Below are 15,947 nucleotides of genomic sequence, written 5' to 3'. Positions count from 1 at the left end.
TCAGGCCTTTCTGTTCCTCGGTCGCCCCTTGGCGTGCGGGATGCGCCAATGGAAATGCAGTGACAGCACACGGAAGACGAACACGACGATTGCCGCGGCGGACACCATCACCACGTTCGGGAGCGTGGTGAACCAGAGCCCTGCCACGATCGCCGCGCCGAGGAACGCGGGCACCGCGTACAAGTCGGAGGAGTTGAACAACTGCGGGTCACGGTTGGCGACGACGTCGCGCAGCAATCCGCCGCCGATCCCGGTGGTGACCCCGAGCAGCATCGCCGCCGCCGGATTCATCCCGGCCTCGAGGGCTTTGACGGCGCCTGTCGCGCAGAACACGGCGAGCCCGCCGGCGTCGAAGACGAGCAGCGGGCGGGAAAAGCGTTCGATTCCGCTGGAGAGGAAGAACACCAGCACCGCCGCGGCGACGGGGACAGCGAGATGGATCGGCTCTTCGAAGGCTGCCGGAGGAGCTCCGATGATGAGGTCGCGGATGACCCCGCCGCCGAGGCCGGTGATGCTTCCCAACAGCAGCGAACCGACGATGTCATAGCCGCGCTGCGCGGCCAGCAGCGACCCGGAGATGGCGAAGAAGAACGTGCCGAGCAGGTCGAGCGTGAGCACCCAGTTCATGAGCGCTCGCCGGTGTGCGCCGAGAACCGCATGAGGCAAGGATGCCGCACCTCGGATCGCTCGCCCCGCGGGCGCGCCGCATGATCATCGCGCACACGAATGCGGTCGTCAGCGCCCATTCGCGCTGACGACCGCATCGCACCGGTGCTTGACTCCCCAGTCGGCACCGGTCGCGGATCACTCAGCCGGCGGCATGAGGACCGAGTCGATCAGGTACACCGTCGCGTTGGCCGTCTGGACGCCGCCGCACACGACGTTGGCGTCGTTCACCATCCACGAGTCGCCCTCGCCGGTGACCTCGAGATCGGCGCCCTGCACGGTGGTGTGCGTACCGGCGATGTCGGCGGGGGCGATCTGACCGGGAACCACGTGGTACGTCAGGATCGACGACAGCATGTCGGAATCGGTCTTGAGCGTATCGATCGTGGCCGCATCGATCTTGGCGAATGCATCGTCCACCGGCGCGAACACGGTGAACTCATCACCGTTGAGCGTGTCGACGAGGTCCACATCCGGGTTCAGCTCACCGCTGACTGCCGAGACGAGCGTCGTCAGCATGGGGTTGTTGGATGCTGCGACCGCCACCGGGTCCTGCGACATCCCCTCGATGGAGCCTGCGCCGTCCGGCACGGCCTCGGCGTATGCCTCGCAGCCGGAACCGACGAGGTTCGCAGCCGGATCCATGGTGTCGGGTGCCGGCTCAGACGTGTCCGGCGTCGTCGGCTCGGCGGGCTCTTCTGCCGTGTCGCCGCCGCCCATGGAACAGCCGGCAAGCACGAGAACGCTCGCGAATCCGAGCGTCAGTGCTGCGGTCATCTTCTTCTTGGTGCTGAACATCTCTACCTCCGGGGTTCGGAGCCGCGACATCTCCGCGGCGTTGATTGATGTTCGGAACCCCTCGTGGTTCGGATGGGAAGAATCTCAGATTTCTTCTGATCAATCTGAAAAGGGCCGCGCGCCGAAGAACTCGCAACACGTCCGATGATTCCCGGTCGCGGCGCGTGGTCGGGATGAGGGGAGCGGATGCGGCATGCTTGTGGAGATGGTCATCGACGGTGTGGACGTGCCGGAGGACGGCTCGGCGGGAGACCTCGTCGCCGATCTCCTCGTCCGTGTGGCCGACGGAGACCAGGGAGCCTTCGCGGAACTCTACGATCTGCTCTCGTCGCGGATGTTCGGGCTCATCCTCCGCGTTCTCGTCAATCGCTCCCAGAGCGAGGAGGTGCTCCAGGAGGTGTTTCTGGAGATCTGGCAATCCGCCGCGCGGTTCGCTCCGAACAAGGGGCAGGGACGCACCTGGGTGCTCACGATCGCCCACCGCCGAGCGGTCGACCGGGTCAGGGCGTCGCAGTCCAGCTCGGATCGGGATGTCCGTGCCGGGATGCGCGATATCGGTGTCGCCCACGACAGCGTTGCCGAGCAGGTGGAGTTGAGCATCGAGGGCGAGCGAGTGGTCACGGCGCTGGGCACACTGCCCGATCCGCAGCGCGAGGCGCTCGTGCTGTCGTACTACGGCGGTTACAGTCAGAGCGAGATCGCCGTGCTGGTCGATGCGCCGCTGGGAACGGTCAAGACGAGGATGCGGGACGGGCTCTCGCGTCTGAGGAACGAGATGGGGGTGAACGCATGAACGAGAACGAGTTCGCAGAGCTCGCGGCGGGCCGCGCGCTGCACGCGCTGTCGGACGCCGACGAGCGACGCTTCGCGGACGCCCTCACTGCGCACCCCGAATGGGCCGCCATTGCCGAGCACGATGCCGAGACCGCAGCGCTGCTGGCGGATGCCGCAGCGCCCGTCGCACCGCCGGCAAGCGTCCGGGAGTCACTGATGGCGCAGATCGTCCTCACACCCCAGGAGGATTCCGCGACGCCGGAGGCCGGAACGACCGCCGAATCCGCAGACCGCCCGAAGCGGCGGCGCTGGAGTCGCGGACTGTTCGCGCTCGCAGCATCCGTCGTCCTGGTCGTCGGGCTCGGCGTCGGCGCGGCCGTGCTGATCTCGCAGCTCACCCGGCCGGCATCCGTCGTCGCGCTCGAGCAGATCGAGGGCGCCCCCGACGCCCAACAGGCGCAGGTCGATCTCGAGACGGGGGCTCAGGCGACCGCGCACTGGTCGGCGTCCGTCGGCAGCGCCGTGCTGGTCACCGAGGGGCTCGAGACGCTCGATGAGGATCAGACGTACCAGCTGTGGCTCGTCCGCGGCGAAGATGCATTGCCGGCAGGCCTGTTCGAGACGGATGCCGGGACGGCGACCGCTCTGCTGGACGGCTCGATGCACGAGGGCGATGTGATCGCTGTCACCGTCGAGCAGGCGGGCGGGTCGCCAACCGGGCTGCCCACCACGGATCCGATCATCGCGATCCCCACCGCCTGAGCGCGAGTAGCCTGGACGGATGCCAGAGCAGTTCCACCGCCCCGTCCGCCGGCCGTCCGCGGCCTTCGACAACCTGGTCGGCTCCGACGATTCTGCGGAGGCCGCGCGCGTCGCGCACGCCACGGCATCCGCCCTGCTCACGCGGGCGCGCGAGGACGAGAGCGGTGAGAGCGCAGAACGACTGATCGCGTTCACCGCCGAGCACGGGATCGATGACATCGCCGAGCTGTGGGCGACGGCTCCGGCGGTGTCGCTGCCCGGCGCCCTGTGGCGGCTGTACCTGCTGCAGTTGGCGATCCACAGCGATCCTCAGACCTCGGCGCTGCTGTACGAGCGCGGGCGCGTCGAGCTCCCTTCTGCAGATGCCGCCGTCGCCGGCGCACCGGTGCCCGCGAGCCCCGAGGAGCTGGTGGCGCTGATCGACACGATCCTGCGCGGAGTCTTCCGCGGCGACTTCTCGGTCGCACTCGATCGCGCCGCGGCATTCTGCCGGGTACAGGTGTCTGGGGCGACGCACGTGGCAGACGACTATGAGCTGACCGAGCCTTCGCGTGCCTCTGAGCTCACGGCCAGGGCGCGGCGTCTGCACACCTATGCGAACGATCTGAATGCGGCAGCGGGTCTGTGGCGCGTCGACGGTCTGACCTGAGCGGTGGCCGTGGCGCGATCGGCCACAAGCGGTCCGGACAGAGAAAGACCGGGCCGCAAGAACGCCTCTCGGCGGAAGGCCGCTCGAAGCGGCAGAAGTTGGAGCCCGGGGTTATGCGGCCCGGCCATTCCAGTGTAACGCCCTCACGCCGCAGGTATTCCTGACCATGGCCTTAGAGTCTTCTCATGGCCCAGCGCTTCGCCCTGATCATCGATCCCGTCGGCAGTTCTGAGGAACGAGCCGATTTCTCCGGCACGTTCACCGTGGTGGATGCTGCGGCCCCCGCGCTGAGCGTAGGAGAGCTGAGCACCCAGCGCGGCGACGGTGTGTTCGAGACGATCGGTGTGATCGACGGGCATGCGCAGGAGGTCACGCCGCACCTGGAGCGTCTGGCGAACTCCGCCCGCATCTGCGACCTTCCGGTGCCGAATCAGGAGCAGTGGCGCCAGGCTGTCGCCGTGGCGGCGGCGGCGTGCCCGGCGGGTGAAGGGGCGGTCAAGCTGATCCTCAGTAGGGGAGTGGAGCACGGGCCGACGCCGACCGCGTGGGTGACGGCTGCCCCGGTAGCCGATTTCTCGGAGGTGCGCGCGACGGGCGTCACTGTCGTGACGCTCGACCGCGGCTACCCGCTCGACGTCGCCGAACGCTCGCCCTGGCTGCTGCTGGGGGCGAAGACGCTGTCGTATGCGGTGAACATGGCGGCGCTGCGCGAGGCACGGCGGCGCGGTGCCGACGACGCGATCTTCCTCTCCAGCGACGGCTTCGTGCTCGAGGCGCCGACGGCGTCGCTCATCCTGCGGTTCGGAGATCGGTTCGTGACCCCGGCGCCGACCGGCGGCATCCTGCACGGCACGACGCAACTGAGTGTGTTCGAGTACCTCTCCGGGCAGGGCTTCGAGACGGGGTACGAGCAGGTTCCGGCATCCGCTCTGTCCACTGCGGATGCCGCGTGGCTGGTCTCCAGCATCCGTCTGGTCGCCCCGATCACGGCCATCGACGCGCACTCCCTGCCCGTCGACCCCCTCACTGCCGCCCTGACCGAATACCTCCTGTCCCCCCGCCCCTGACCCGTGCCCCGGGCCGGGTGAAGCGACGAGCTCAGCCGAAGCGGCCGGAGACGTAGTCTTCGGTGGCCTGCACCGACGGCGTGGTGAAGATCGTGGCGGTGTCGTCGTACTCGATGAGCTTGCCGGGCTTGCCGGTGCCGGCGATGTTGAAGAACGCCGTCCTGTCGGAGACGCGGGAGGCCTGCTGCATGTTGTGCGTCACGATCACGACCGTGTACTTGGTCTTGATCTCGGCGATGAGCTCTTCGATCGCAAAGGTCGAGATGGGGTCGAGGGCCGAGCAGGGCTCGTCCATCAGGATCACATCTGGGGAGACCGCGATGGCGCGGGCGATGCACAGACGCTGCTGCTGACCGCCCGAGAGGCCGGAGCCGGGCTTCTCGAGCCGGTCCTTGACCTCGTTCCAGAGGTTGGCGCCGTGCAGGGATTTCTCGACGAGGGCGTCCTGGTCGGATTTCGACATGCGCGAGTTATTGAGCTTCACACCCGCCAGCACGTTCTCCCTGATGGACATCGTGGGGAACGGATTCGGACGCTGGAACACCATGCCCACCTGGCGGCGCACCAGCACGGGGTCGACGCTCGGGCCGTAGAGGTTCTTACCGTCGATGAGCACCTCACCCTCGACGCGCGCGCCGGGGATGACTTCGTGCATGCGGTTCAGGGTGCGCAGGAACGTCGACTTGCCGCAGCCGGACGGGCCGATGAACGCGGTCACCGTATTGGGCTTGATGTCGATGTTGACGCCCTCGACAGCGAGGAAATCGCTGTAGTAGACGTTGAGGTCGTTGACTTCAATGCTCTTGGACACTGCAATCCTTCTTGTTCAGTCGGGAGATTGTTCAGTCGGGAGACCGCTCAGCGGCCGGTCTTGGGCGCGAACAGCTTCGCGATGAGTCGGGCGGCGAGGTTGAGGACCATGACGATCAGGATGAGCGCGAGCGCGGACGCCCACGCACGATCGATGAACGCCTCGGCCGGGATGCCGGGATATTTCGCCTGCATATAGGTGAACACCGGCAGCGTGGCCATCTGGCCGCTGAACATGTTCGTGTTCATGCTCTGCACCATGCCGACGGTGAGCAGCAGCGGCGCGGTCTCGCCGATGACGCGGGCGATCGCGAGCATGATGCTGGTGGTGATGCCGGCGATCGCCGTGGGCATCACGACTTTGAGGATCGTGAGCCACTTCGGCACGCCGAGGGCGTACGCCGCCTCGCGCAGCTCATTGGGGACGATGCGCAGCAGCTCTTCCGAACCGCGCACCACGACCGGGATCATCAGCACCGACAGCGCGAGCGATCCCATGATGCCCATGCGTGTTCCCGGCCCCATGATGAGAGCGAACACCGAGTAGATGAACAGACCGGCGACGATCGAGGGAATACCGGTCATGACGTCGACGAGGAACGTGATGCCACGTGCGAGTTTCTTTCCCTGCCCGTACTCGACGAGGTAGATCGAGGTCATCAGGCCGATCGGAACCGAGATGACCGCGGCGGTGAGGGTGATCAGCACCGTGCCCCACAGGGCGTGCACGGCGCCACCGCCCTCGCCGACGACGTTGCGCATCGACGAGCTGAAGAACTCGGCATCGAACCGCACGAGGCCGGCGACGACGACCGTGTAGAGCAGCGAGACCAGCGGCAGCAGCGCGACCACGAAGGCCGCCGACACCAGAGCCGTCATCAGACGGTCGGTGGCGTGACGGCGGCTCTCAGCCACCGTCGAGACGACGAAGATCAGCACCATGTAGAGCACGATGCCGACCACGAGGGTCATCGCGATGTTGAACTCGGCGGGGTCGCGGCCGGTGTTGGCGAAGGTGAAGATCACCGCTGCGATAGCGAAGGAAATGACCAGCAGCGCCCACGGGGCCCACTTGGGCAGGTGGCCCGCGGTGTTCGACGAGGAGGCTGTGTCGGAGGCGATGGCTGTGGTGCTCATGTCAGTTGGCTCCCGAGAACTCGGCGCGGCGCGAGACGATCCAGCGGGCGACGAAGTTGACCGCGAAGGTCACGATGAACAGGATGAGACCCGCAGCGATCAGGGTGTTGACGCCCGAATCGTGCGCCTCGGGGAATCGCAGCGCGATGATCGCGGGGATCGTCGTGGGGTTCTCCGGGTTGAGGAGATTGAAGGTGACGATGCCCAGCGGCGAGAGGACCAGCGTCACCGCCATCGTCTCGCCCAGGGCGCGTCCGAGTCCGAGCATGGCGCCGGAGACCATGCCGCTGCGGGCGAAGGGCAGGACGGCCATGCGGATCATCTCCCAGCGTGTGGCGCCGAGTGCGAGGGCTGCCTCTTCGTGCAGCTTCGGAGTCTGGAGGAAGACCTCGCGGCAGATCGCCGTCATGATCGGCAGGATCATGACGGCCAGGACGAGGGAGGCCGTGAAGATCGTCTTGCCGGTTCCCGATGGCGTGCCGCCGAAGATCGGGATCCAGCCGAGGTTCGTGTTCAACCACTTGTAGAAGGGGACCAGCATCGGCGCGAAGGTGAGGGCGCCCCAGAGGCCGAAGACGACCGAGGGGACGGCGGCGAGCAGGTCGATGACGTAGCCGAGGAGGCCGGCGATCTTGCGCGGCGCGTAGTGCGAGATGAACAGTGCGATGCCGATTGCGAGCGGAGCGGCCACGATCAGTGCGATGGCGCTGGCGTAGAGCGTGCCGAAGACGAACGGCCACACCCAAGTGATGAAGGACTGTCCCTCGAGGATGTGGTTGTCGCTCGTGTCGGGCGCGAAGGCCGGGATCGACTGGACGATGAGGAACACCGCGACGGCGGCCAGGGTAACGAGGATGATGATGCCCGCACCGAGCGCCGTACCGGAGAAGATGCGATCCCCCGGTCGGAGCACTGCCTTGGGCGACGCGGGCGGACGGGCGTTTTCGGGGCCCGTCGTGGTTGTTGTCATCTGAGCGGCTCCACGGTGTTCACAGGACGTTCTGGGCTCTGAGGGATGTATCGGGGCTTTCACGCGGGTGCCCCCGCGGTGCTGGTTCGAACCGGTCGATCAGCGCCGCGGGGGCGTTGGTGACGTTCTCAGCCAGGGCTGAGAGTCAGGTTACTCCGTGACGATCGCGTCGATCGCGGTGACGACCTTCTCGCGCAGGTCGTCCGAGATCGGGGCGCTGCCGGCAGCCTCAGCGGCGGCGTCCTGACCCTCGGCCGATGCAACGTACTCGAAGTACGCCTTGACGAGGGTTGCGACCTCGGCGTCCTCGTACTCGACGCAGCCGATCAGGTACGAGACCAGGGCGATCGGGTAGGCGCCGGCAGGAGCTGCAGCCGGGTCGACAGCGAACGCGAGGTCGTGAGCCTCACGGCCCTCCTCGAGCGGCGAAGCAGCGACGAGCGCCGAAGCAGCCTCTGCCGAGTACGGCACGTACTCGCCCTCGACCTCGATGGCGACCTGTCCGAGGTCACCAGCCTGCGAAGCGTCGGCGAAGCCGATGTAGCCCACGCCGTTGGCGATGGCGTTCACGACACCCGAGGTGCCGTCGGCGGCCTCACCGGTCGAGAGCGGCCACTCGTCGCTGGCCTCGTCGGTCCACACGTCGGGCGCGACAGCCTCGAGGTAGGTGGTGAAGGTCTCCTGCGTGCCGGATGCGTCGGCGCGGTGGACGGGGACGATCGCCTGGTCGGGGAGCTCGACGCCCTCGTTCTGCGAGGCGATGGCCTCGTCGTTCCAGTTGGTGATGTCGCCGGTGAAGATGCTCGCGATGGTCGCACCGTCGAGGTTCAGCTCGTCGATGCCCTCAAGGTTGAAGGCGACGGCGACGGGCGAAATGTAAACGGGAACCTCGACGATGTCGTCCGTGGTGCAGGAACCGAAGCCGCCTGCGGCGAGCTCCTCGGCCTCGAACGCGCGGTCCGAGCCGATGAAGTTGGACGAGCCGGCGAGGAAGTTCTCGCGGCCGGTGCCCGAGCCGGTGGAGGTGTAGTTCACCGTGGCGTCCGGGTTCGCCGTCTGGAAGGCGGCGACCCAGGCCTGCTGAGCGGCTTCCTGCGACGAGGCGCCGGTGGCCTCGATCATGCCGGAGACCGAGGACGAGGTGTCGTCGGTGTTGTCGTCGGGGGCGGCGCCCTCATTCGCGGCACAGCCGACGAGAGCGAGGGCGGCGACGGCGCCGATGGCGCCGAAGCGAGCGATTCGGGAGATCTTCACTGTGGGATCCGTTCGATCGTGGATGGTTGAAGCCCGGTGCAGGGCACACAGCGACGCTAAGCGCGGCGGTTAACGAGACTCTCCCGGGCGGGTAAACAACGGGTGAACGGGAGTCGACCGCTTGGGGCGGTCCTGGCGCTTTGCCCAGGTCACACCTTCGGAACGTGCGTCTCGATCGAGATGATTCCGGAGCCCGGATTCGTTGCGGAGAGGTGGGCCACGGAGAAAGCGCCCACCTCGAGAGCCGAGGCGCTGCCCAGGTACGACCCGTGCATCGTGCCTGTCGCGAGGGCGAGCTCGGACAGGATGCCGGGCAGCACAGGACCGTGGCTGCAGATCACGGCGGGCTTGCCGGAGCGGACGCGTTTGCCGACGACCGCGCGCACATCGGCGACGCCGTCCTCCCAGGCATCCTGACTGATCAGCTCGGTCTGCACCGCGGTGCGATCGAGCGCTCGAACCAGCGGCGTCACCGTCTGCACGCAGCGCACGGCATCGCTGGTGACGACTCTGCGGATCCCGAAGGCGCGCAGCGGCGCCACGATCGCCTCAGCCTGCCGGAGCCCGCGCTCCGTGAGCGGTCGCGTGGCATCCGATCCGTCCCATGCCGAACGCGACACCGCCTTCCCATGCCGCAGCGCGACGACGGGGAAGGTGCGCAGCACACCGTCGGCGACCAGCCGATCGAATTCGTCGAGGATCTCGAGGTCGACCGGATAGCTGAGCTGCTTGCGGGCCTTCTTGAGCCCCACCCACTCCAGGGCCGCGATCTCCTGGTTCGGCACGAACGTGGAGTTGCGGATCGCCTTGTCGGTCGCCTCGGCCGCCCAATAGTGCACCACCTTCTGGCGCCCCGGGCGCATGAAGTAGCGGCTCACCCCGACCGGGACACCGAGGTTCACCCGGATGCCGGTCTCCTCATGCACTTCGCGCACGGCCGTCTGGGCGAGCATCTCGCCCGGATCGACCTTGCCCTTGGGAAGCGTCACATCGCGATACTTCGTGCGGTGGATGAGCAGGATGCGGAGCTTGCCCTCCGTCAGCCGCCACACCACCGCCCCCGCAGCGTAGACCGCCTTGTCGTCGCGCACGACCTGAACCGTCTGGGTCATCGCACCGAGCGGGAACGGCGGCGCCGACGGATCTGGTTCATGGTCCGATCCTGCAGGTCGATGAGGGGCTTGCCGTCAGCATCCACGGCGTGCCGCTCCCATACGCCTTCGGCGCCGAGGTGCCAGGAGCTCGTTCCGTCGTCCTGGGAGAGATCGAAGAAGTCCAGAAGCTGCTGGATGTGATCGGGGTCGGTGACCCGTACCAGCGCTTCGACGCGGCGGTCGAGGTTGCGGTGCATCATGTCGGCGCTGCCGATGTGCACCTGCGGGTCGCCGTTGTTCTCGAACGCGAAGATCCGCGAGTGTTCGAGGTATCGGCCCAGGATGCTGCGCACCGTGATGTTCTCGCTGATGCCGGGCAGGTCCGTCTTGATGCTGCAGATGCCGCGGACCCAGACGTCGACCTTAACGCCCGCCCGACTGGCGCGGTACAGCGCGTCGATGATCTCTTCGTCCACCATCGAGTTGACCTTGATGCGGATGTGCGCCGGCTTCCCGGCATCGGCGTTCTTGCGCTCCTGGTCGATGAGGCGCAATAGCCCCTTGCGCAGGTGCAGGGGAGCCACGAGCAGGCGCTTGAACTTCTTCTCGATCGCGTATCCGCTCAGTTCGTTGAACAGCCGGGTGAGGTCCTTGCCCACCTGGGCGTCGGCGGTGAACAGTCCGAAGTCCTCGTAGATGCGGCTGGTCTTCGGGTTGTAGTTGCCGGTGCCGACGTGCGAGTAATGGCGCAGCTGGCCCTCCTCCTCGCGGATGACGAGGGCGAGCTTGCAGTGCGTCTTCAGCCCCACCAGGCCGTACACGACGTGGACGCCGGCTTTCTCGAGCTTGCGCGCCCAGACGATGTTGTTCGCCTCGTCGAAGCGTGCCTTCACCTCGACCAGGGCGAGCACCTGCTTGCCCGACTCCGCGGCATCGATCAGCGCCTGCACGACTGGGCTGTCACCGGAGGTGCGGTACAGGGTCTGCTTGATGGCGAGCACTTGCGGGTCGCGCGCGGCCTGTTCGAGGAAGGCCTGCACACTCGTTGCGAACGACTCGTAGGGGTGGTGGACCAGTACGTCGCTCTTGCGGATCGCCGCGAAGATGTCGGCGCGGTTGTCGGAACCGGTCGGCTGGAAGGCGACCGGTGTGGTTGGCACGTGCGGCGGATAGCGCAGGTCCGGACGGTCGACCTTCGAGAGGGAGAAGAGCCCGCGCAGGTCGAGCGGGCTCGGCAGCCGGTAGACCTCCTGATCGGTGATGTCGAGCTCTTTGATCAGCAGGTCGAGGGTGACGTCATCCATGTCCTCGGCGATCTCGAGCCGGATCGGCGGACCGAACCGGCGACGCAGCAGCTCGGCCTCGAGCGCCTGGATGAGATTCTCGCTCTCGTCCTCTTCGATGACGACGTCCTCGTTGCGGGTGAGGCGGAAGGCGTGGTGGTCGAGCACCTCCATGCCGGGGAAGAGATCGCCCAGGTGGTTCGAGATCAGATCCTCGAGGGGCAGGTAGCGGGTGGTCTCGCTGGCGCCGGGCACCGCTACCAGGCGCGGCAGCATCGGCGGCACCTTCAGACGCGCGAACTCCTGCCGCCCGGTGCGGGCATTGCGGATGCGGATCGCGAGGTTCAGCGACAGGCCCGAGATGTACGGGAACGGGTGAGCGGGGTCCACCGCGAGAGGCATGAGGACGGGGAACACATGCAGCTGGAAGTACTCGGTGAGTCCGGACTGCTCGGCCTCGGTGAGCTGATCCCAGTCGGTGATCTCGATGCCCGCATCGGCGAGAGCGGGGCGCACCATGTCGGTCCAGGCGGCGGCGTGACGCAGCTGCAGCGCGTGTGCCTCATTCGAGATGTCGGCGAGCACGTCCGACGGCGCGCGGCCGACGTTGGTGGGGACGGCGAGCCCGGTGACGATGCGGCGCTTGAGGCCGGCGACGCGCACCATGAAGAACTCGTCGAGGTTGCTGGCGAAGATCGCCAGGAAGTTCGCGCGCTCCAGCTCCGGCAGCGTGGGATCCTCGGCGAGTTCGAGCACGCGCTGGTTGAACGCCAGCCAGCTGATCTCTCGGTCGTGATAGCGGTGGTCGGGCAGCACCGAGTCCGGAGCCTCGATGGCGTCGAAGTCGTCGTCTTCTGCGTCGCCCAGGCCGGCATCCGTGATTGCGGCATCGATCATGGAGTACATCTTTGCATCGTGAGGTGACGCATGTGTGAACGGCTCGTGCGCGTCACAGCACAGCGGCGCCGATCGCGTCTTCGTCGTACACGTTGAACCGGTAGCCGACGTTGCGCACGGTGCCGATGATCTGCTCCTGGTCACCCAGTTTGGCGCGCAGGCGCCGCACGTGCACGTCGACCGTGCGGGTGCCGCCGAAGTAGTCGTATCCCCACACCTCGCTGAGCAGTTGCTCGCGGGTGAACACGCGCGATGGGTGGGTCGCGAGAAAATGCAGCAGCTGGAATTCCTTGTAGGTGAGATCCAGCGGCCGACCGCGCAGCTTCGCCGAGTACGAGTTCTCGTCGATCGAGATGCCGGATGCCTGAACGCGGCTCGGCTCGGCGGTCGCCTCCGCACGCGCGATCGCCAGGCGGATGCGCGCCTCGGTCTCGGCGGGCCCGGCGTCGGCGAGCAGTACGTCGTCGATGCCCCAGTCCGCAGACACCGCGGCCATGCCTCCCTCGGTCACGACCAGCAGCAACGATGCGCCCGCCCCGCTCGAGCGCAATACACGGCACAGCGACTTCGCGCCGGCGAGGTCGAGCCGCCCGTCGAGGATCAGCACGTCGCTCTCGGGTGCGCCGATCAGCTGCGCCGGTTCGGCAGGTATCCTGCGTACCTCGTGGCTGAGAAGTTCCAGTGCAGGCAGTACCTGCTCCGGGGGAACCGAAGACAGAACCAGGATCGATGCCACGCGCATTCCTTCCGGGCGGCGGATGGCCCGCCCTGGGCGGCGACGAGCATGTCCCCGTGCGCCAATAATAGCGATGGGTGACAATGGAGGCATGTCCGAACCCGCCCTCGCCCCTCGCAACGCCCTCGGCGGAGTCGTCATCGTCTGGGTGGCGGCGCTGATCGCCGCCCTCGCCATCGGCATCTTCGTACCCGAGGAATGGCGCGTGCAGTGGCTGCTGGTCGGTTTCGGCGCCGCTGTGCTGCTCTCCTTCGCGCTGCAGCTCGGCTACGCGCAGACCAAGGGCTTCACCTTCCGGGTCGCGGCCAGCGCGATCGGTGCCCTCCTGCTGCTGGGTGTCGTCTCGGCGGCCTTCGGTCTCGCGGCGCTGATCCCGGCCTGAGGGGTAGAGTGGTGACCATGGATCTCGTCGCCCTCGAATTCTTCTTCATCGGCCTGCTGGGTCTTGCGAGCCTCGCGATCGTCTTCGTCGCAGGCGTCGTGCTGCGGAACCTGTTCCGCGGTCAGCGCTGAACCCGGTCGTCCGGAGCGCATCATGCTCGAACTGCCCACTGACCTCCCCGCCGATCTCGCGCCCCTGAGTTGGCTCATCGGTGTCTGGGAAGGTACTGGCGTCATCGAGTACACGGCCGGCGATCAGCGTTTCGAGGGCGAGTTCACGCACCGCGTGAGCTTCAGCCACGACGGCACCGGTCATCTGAACTACTCCGCGACCGGCTGGCTGGCCGCGCCCGACGGTCAGGAGTCGACACCCCTGGTCTCCGAGACCGGGTACTGGCGGCTTTCGCGCCCCGCGACGGCGGCGGATGCCGGGCCGGCGCTCTTGCCGCCGGCCGAGCAGCAGGCTGCGCGCACCGTCGACGACGTCGAGCAGCTGCGTGCAGCATCCGGTGGGTTCCCCATCGAGGTCTCGCTCGCGCACTCCGATGGCGTCCTCGAGCTGTATCTCGGCGAGATCAATGGGCCGCGCGTCGACATCGCGACCGATGCGATCGTCCGCGGTGCCGGAGGCAAGGACTACGGTGCCGCCAGTCGCATGTACGGCCTCGTCGACGGGCATCTGCTGTGGGCCTGGGACATCGCAGCGCTCGGAGCGGACATGGCCTCGCATGCGTCGGCACGGCTGGCGAAGGTCTGATCGTGTCTGCTCTCCATGACGCTTTCGCGGCGCGGCCGGGTGCCGTGGTCGACGGAGGAACGATCTCGCACTACGGCGATCCGATGCGCGAGCAGCGCCGACTCGCGGCGGGCTCCGCGGTTGCCGTGCTCGGCGATCGCACGGTCATCGAAGTCGCCGGCGACGACCGCCTGACCTGGCTCGATTCGATCACCTCCCAGGATCTGACGACATTGACGGCGGGGCAGAGCACCGAGCTGCTGATCCTCGACCCGCAGGGCCGCGTCGAGCACGCGGCCGGAGTGCTCGAAGACGGCTCGTCCGTGTGGCTGATCTCCGATGGGGCGGATACCGAGGCGCTCGCTGCGTGGCTGCAGCGCATGGTGTTCCGTTCGCGTGTGACGGTGACCGTCCGCGAAGATCTCGCGCTGCTCGGATTCTTCGCCGGCGGGGATGCCGAGGCCGGAGTATCCGCAGCGGCGGCCGCCCCGAACGGAGTCGCCCTGGTGTGGGCAGACCCGTGGCATGCCGTGCAGGCGGGCGGGTATCAGTATTCCGAGGTCGTCGAGCACCCCGGGGCGGAGTATCACTGGCGGGTCGCGATCGTCGAGGCGGATGCCGCGGCATCCGCTCTGTCTGCTTTCGAAGCCGCTGGCCTGATTGCGGCCGAGGCGCTTCGCGTCGCCGCCTGGCGGCCGCGCTGGGGCGGCGAGGTCGATGAGCGCTCGCTCCCGCACGAGTCGGACTGGATCCGCAGCGCCGTCCACCTCAGCAAGGGGTGCTACCGCGGGCAGGAGACCGTCGCCAAGGTGCACAACCTCGGGCACCCGCCGCGGCGGCTGGCCGCCCTGCAGCTCGACGGCAGTGCAGACGTGCTGCCGACGGCGGGCGCTCCGGTGTTCGCCGGGGATGACGAGGTCGGGCACATCACCTCGGTTGCCCGCCATTTCGAGGACGGCCCGATCGCGCTGGCGATCCTGTCGCGCCGAGCACCGACCGGTGACCTCGTCGTCCGCGCCGACGGCGTCGACATCGCGGCCGCGCAGCAGGTGATCGTTCCCGCGGATGCCGGGGCCACCGCCGATGTGCCGCGTCTGACCCGCCTCTCGCGTCGTGCCGAGGGGCAGGATCCCCGCCGCGCCCAGGCATAGACTGGTGCCATGACGCGCACTCTCATCCTGCTCCGCCATGGCCAGAGCGAGTGGAACGAATTGAACCTGTTCACCGGATGGGTGGACGTCCGACTTACCGAGAAGGGCAAAGCAGAGGCCCGCCGCGGCGGTGAACTGCTCGCCGAAGCAGGTCTGCTGCCCGACGTGCTGCACACCTCGGTGCTCAGCCGGGCGATCCAGACGTCCGACATCGCGCTGGACTCCGCCGATCGCCTGTGGATCCCGGTGAAGCGCTCCTGGCGTCTCAACGAGCGCCACTACGGCGCACTGCAGGGCAAGGACAAGGCAGCCACTCTCGAGGAGTTCGGGCCGGAGCAGTTCCAGCTCTGGCGCCGTTCGTTCGACGTTCCGCCGCCGCTGCTGGACGACGACAGCGAGTTCAGCCAGGTCGGCGACCCGCGCTATGACGGCATCGACGGCGAGGTGCCGCGCACCGAATCGCTGAAGATCGTCATCGACCGTCTGCTGCCGTACTGGGACGCCGAGATCGTCCCCGACCTCGCGGCGGGCAAGACGGTGCTTGTCACCGCACACGGCAATTCGCTGCGCGGACTGGTCAAGCACCTTGACGGGATCAGCGACGACGACATCGCCGAGCTGAACATCCCCACCGGCATCCCGCTCGTGTACGAACTCGACGACGACAACGTCCCCACCGGCCCCGGTCGGTACCTGGACCCGGAAGCCGCAGCCGCTGGCGCCGCCGCCGTCGCGTCGCAGGGCAAGAAGTAGCGAAAACGAATGAGGCGGGCGGGGCGTCT

At 67.5% G+C, this 15,947-nt stretch carries 17 protein-coding genes; 8 read left to right on the top strand and 9 right to left on the bottom strand.

Going from position 1 to position 15,947, the window contains the following annotated elements:
• Entirely contained in the window at positions 1 to 666 is a 666-nt protein-coding gene (locus ACTICP_RS01960; protein ID WP_441888978.1) for a trimeric intracellular cation channel family protein, read from the bottom strand.
• Positions 667 to 804: 138 nt separating this feature from the next.
• A complete protein-coding gene (locus ACTICP_RS01955) occupies positions 805 to 1,464 on the bottom strand; it encodes a fasciclin domain-containing protein (protein WP_441888976.1) in 660 nt (219 codons plus the stop codon).
• A gap of 193 nt (positions 1,465 to 1,657) precedes the next feature.
• Here ACTICP_RS01955 and sigK point away from each other — a divergent pair, with 193 nt between their 5' ends.
• The 4 genes from sigK to ACTICP_RS01935 all read left to right on the top strand — a co-directional run bounded on the left by sigK (position 1,658) and on the right by ACTICP_RS01935 (position 4,716).
• On the top strand, positions 1,658 to 2,257 hold the full coding sequence (gene sigK, locus ACTICP_RS01950) for an ECF RNA polymerase sigma factor SigK (RefSeq protein WP_441888974.1): 600 nt from the start codon (positions 1,658 to 1,660) through the stop codon (positions 2,255 to 2,257).
• Positions 2,254 to 3,000, top strand: coding sequence for an anti-sigma factor (locus tag ACTICP_RS01945; RefSeq protein WP_441888972.1), 747 nt, complete (start codon positions 2,254 to 2,256; stop codon positions 2,998 to 3,000). The genes sigK and ACTICP_RS01945 overlap by 4 nt, the downstream gene beginning before the upstream one ends.
• 19 nt (positions 3,001 to 3,019) lie before the next feature.
• Entirely contained in the window at positions 3,020 to 3,649 is a 630-nt protein-coding gene (locus ACTICP_RS01940) for a DNA-directed RNA polymerase subunit beta (RefSeq protein ID WP_441888970.1), read from the top strand.
• 185 nt (positions 3,650 to 3,834) lie between these two features.
• On the top strand, positions 3,835 to 4,716 hold the full coding sequence (locus tag ACTICP_RS01935) for an aminodeoxychorismate lyase (RefSeq protein ID WP_441888968.1): 882 nt from the start codon (positions 3,835 to 3,837) through the stop codon (positions 4,714 to 4,716).
• 31 nt (positions 4,717 to 4,747) lie between these two features.
• On the opposite strand, the gene pstB is transcribed toward ACTICP_RS01935, so the two are convergent.
• The 7 genes from pstB to ACTICP_RS01900 all read right to left on the bottom strand — a co-directional run bounded on the left by pstB (position 4,748) and on the right by ACTICP_RS01900 (position 12,897).
• The gene (pstB, locus tag ACTICP_RS01930; RefSeq protein ID WP_441888966.1) at positions 4,748 to 5,527 is read right to left on the bottom strand and encodes a phosphate ABC transporter ATP-binding protein PstB; all 780 of its coding nucleotides are present in this window, start codon (positions 5,525 to 5,527) and stop codon (positions 4,748 to 4,750) included.
• Positions 5,528 to 5,574: 47 nt separating this feature from the next.
• Positions 5,575 to 6,663, bottom strand: a complete 1,089-nt coding sequence (gene pstA / locus ACTICP_RS01925; RefSeq protein ID WP_441888964.1) for a phosphate ABC transporter permease PstA — start codon at positions 6,661 to 6,663, stop codon at positions 5,575 to 5,577.
• Between the two features lies 1 nt (position 6,664).
• Positions 6,665 to 7,633, bottom strand: a complete 969-nt coding sequence (pstC, locus tag ACTICP_RS01920; RefSeq protein WP_441888962.1) for a phosphate ABC transporter permease subunit PstC — start codon at positions 7,631 to 7,633, stop codon at positions 6,665 to 6,667.
• Positions 7,634 to 7,783: 150 nt separating this feature from the next.
• Positions 7,784 to 8,887 carry a phosphate ABC transporter substrate-binding protein PstS gene (gene pstS, locus ACTICP_RS01915; RefSeq protein ID WP_441888960.1) on the bottom strand — a complete coding sequence of 368 codons (1,104 nt, stop codon included), beginning with the start codon at positions 8,885 to 8,887 and terminating at the stop codon, positions 7,784 to 7,786.
• Between the two features lie 149 nt (positions 8,888 to 9,036).
• A complete protein-coding gene (locus tag ACTICP_RS01910; RefSeq protein ID WP_441888958.1) occupies positions 9,037 to 9,999 on the bottom strand; it encodes an NUDIX hydrolase in 963 nt (320 codons plus the stop codon).
• Positions 9,996 to 12,161, bottom strand: coding sequence for an RNA degradosome polyphosphate kinase (locus tag ACTICP_RS01905; protein ID WP_441889094.1), 2,166 nt, complete (start codon positions 12,159 to 12,161; stop codon positions 9,996 to 9,998). The genes ACTICP_RS01910 and ACTICP_RS01905 overlap by 4 nt, the downstream gene beginning before the upstream one ends.
• A 52-nt stretch (positions 12,162 to 12,213) precedes the next feature.
• Complete coding sequence (locus ACTICP_RS01900) at positions 12,214 to 12,897, bottom strand: response regulator transcription factor (RefSeq protein WP_441888956.1); 684 nt, start codon at positions 12,895 to 12,897, stop codon at positions 12,214 to 12,216.
• Between the two features lie 91 nt (positions 12,898 to 12,988).
• Between ACTICP_RS01900 and ACTICP_RS01895 the strand changes: the two genes are divergently transcribed.
• The 4 genes from ACTICP_RS01895 (at position 12,989) to ACTICP_RS01880 (ending at position 15,918) form a co-directional block, all read left to right on the top strand.
• Entirely contained in the window at positions 12,989 to 13,279 is a 291-nt protein-coding gene (locus tag ACTICP_RS01895; RefSeq protein WP_441888954.1) for a hypothetical protein, read from the top strand.
• Positions 13,280 to 13,432: 153 nt separating this feature from the next.
• Positions 13,433 to 14,035, top strand: coding sequence for an FABP family protein (locus ACTICP_RS01890; protein ID WP_441888952.1), 603 nt, complete (start codon positions 13,433 to 13,435; stop codon positions 14,033 to 14,035).
• Positions 14,032 to 15,165: a CAF17-like 4Fe-4S cluster assembly/insertion protein YgfZ gene (gene ygfZ / locus ACTICP_RS01885; RefSeq protein ID WP_441889092.1), complete on the top strand. Its 1,134-nt coding sequence runs from the start codon at positions 14,032 to 14,034 to the stop codon at positions 15,163 to 15,165. Before ACTICP_RS01890 ends, ygfZ begins: the two co-directional genes overlap by 4 nt.
• A gap of 9 nt (positions 15,166 to 15,174) precedes the next feature.
• Positions 15,175 to 15,918 carry a phosphoglyceromutase gene (locus ACTICP_RS01880; RefSeq protein ID WP_441888950.1) on the top strand — a complete coding sequence of 248 codons (744 nt, stop codon included), beginning with the start codon at positions 15,175 to 15,177 and terminating at the stop codon, positions 15,916 to 15,918.
• Positions 15,919 to 15,947 lie beyond the last annotated feature (29 nt).

This window comes from Microbacterium sp. (assembly GCF_052102115.1).
In the GTDB taxonomy this organism is placed as follows: Bacteria; Actinomycetota; Actinomycetes; order Actinomycetales; family Microbacteriaceae; genus Microbacterium.
Note: the sequence above shows the minus strand (reverse complement) of the source record. Positions and strands in the feature narration are given on the sequence as shown.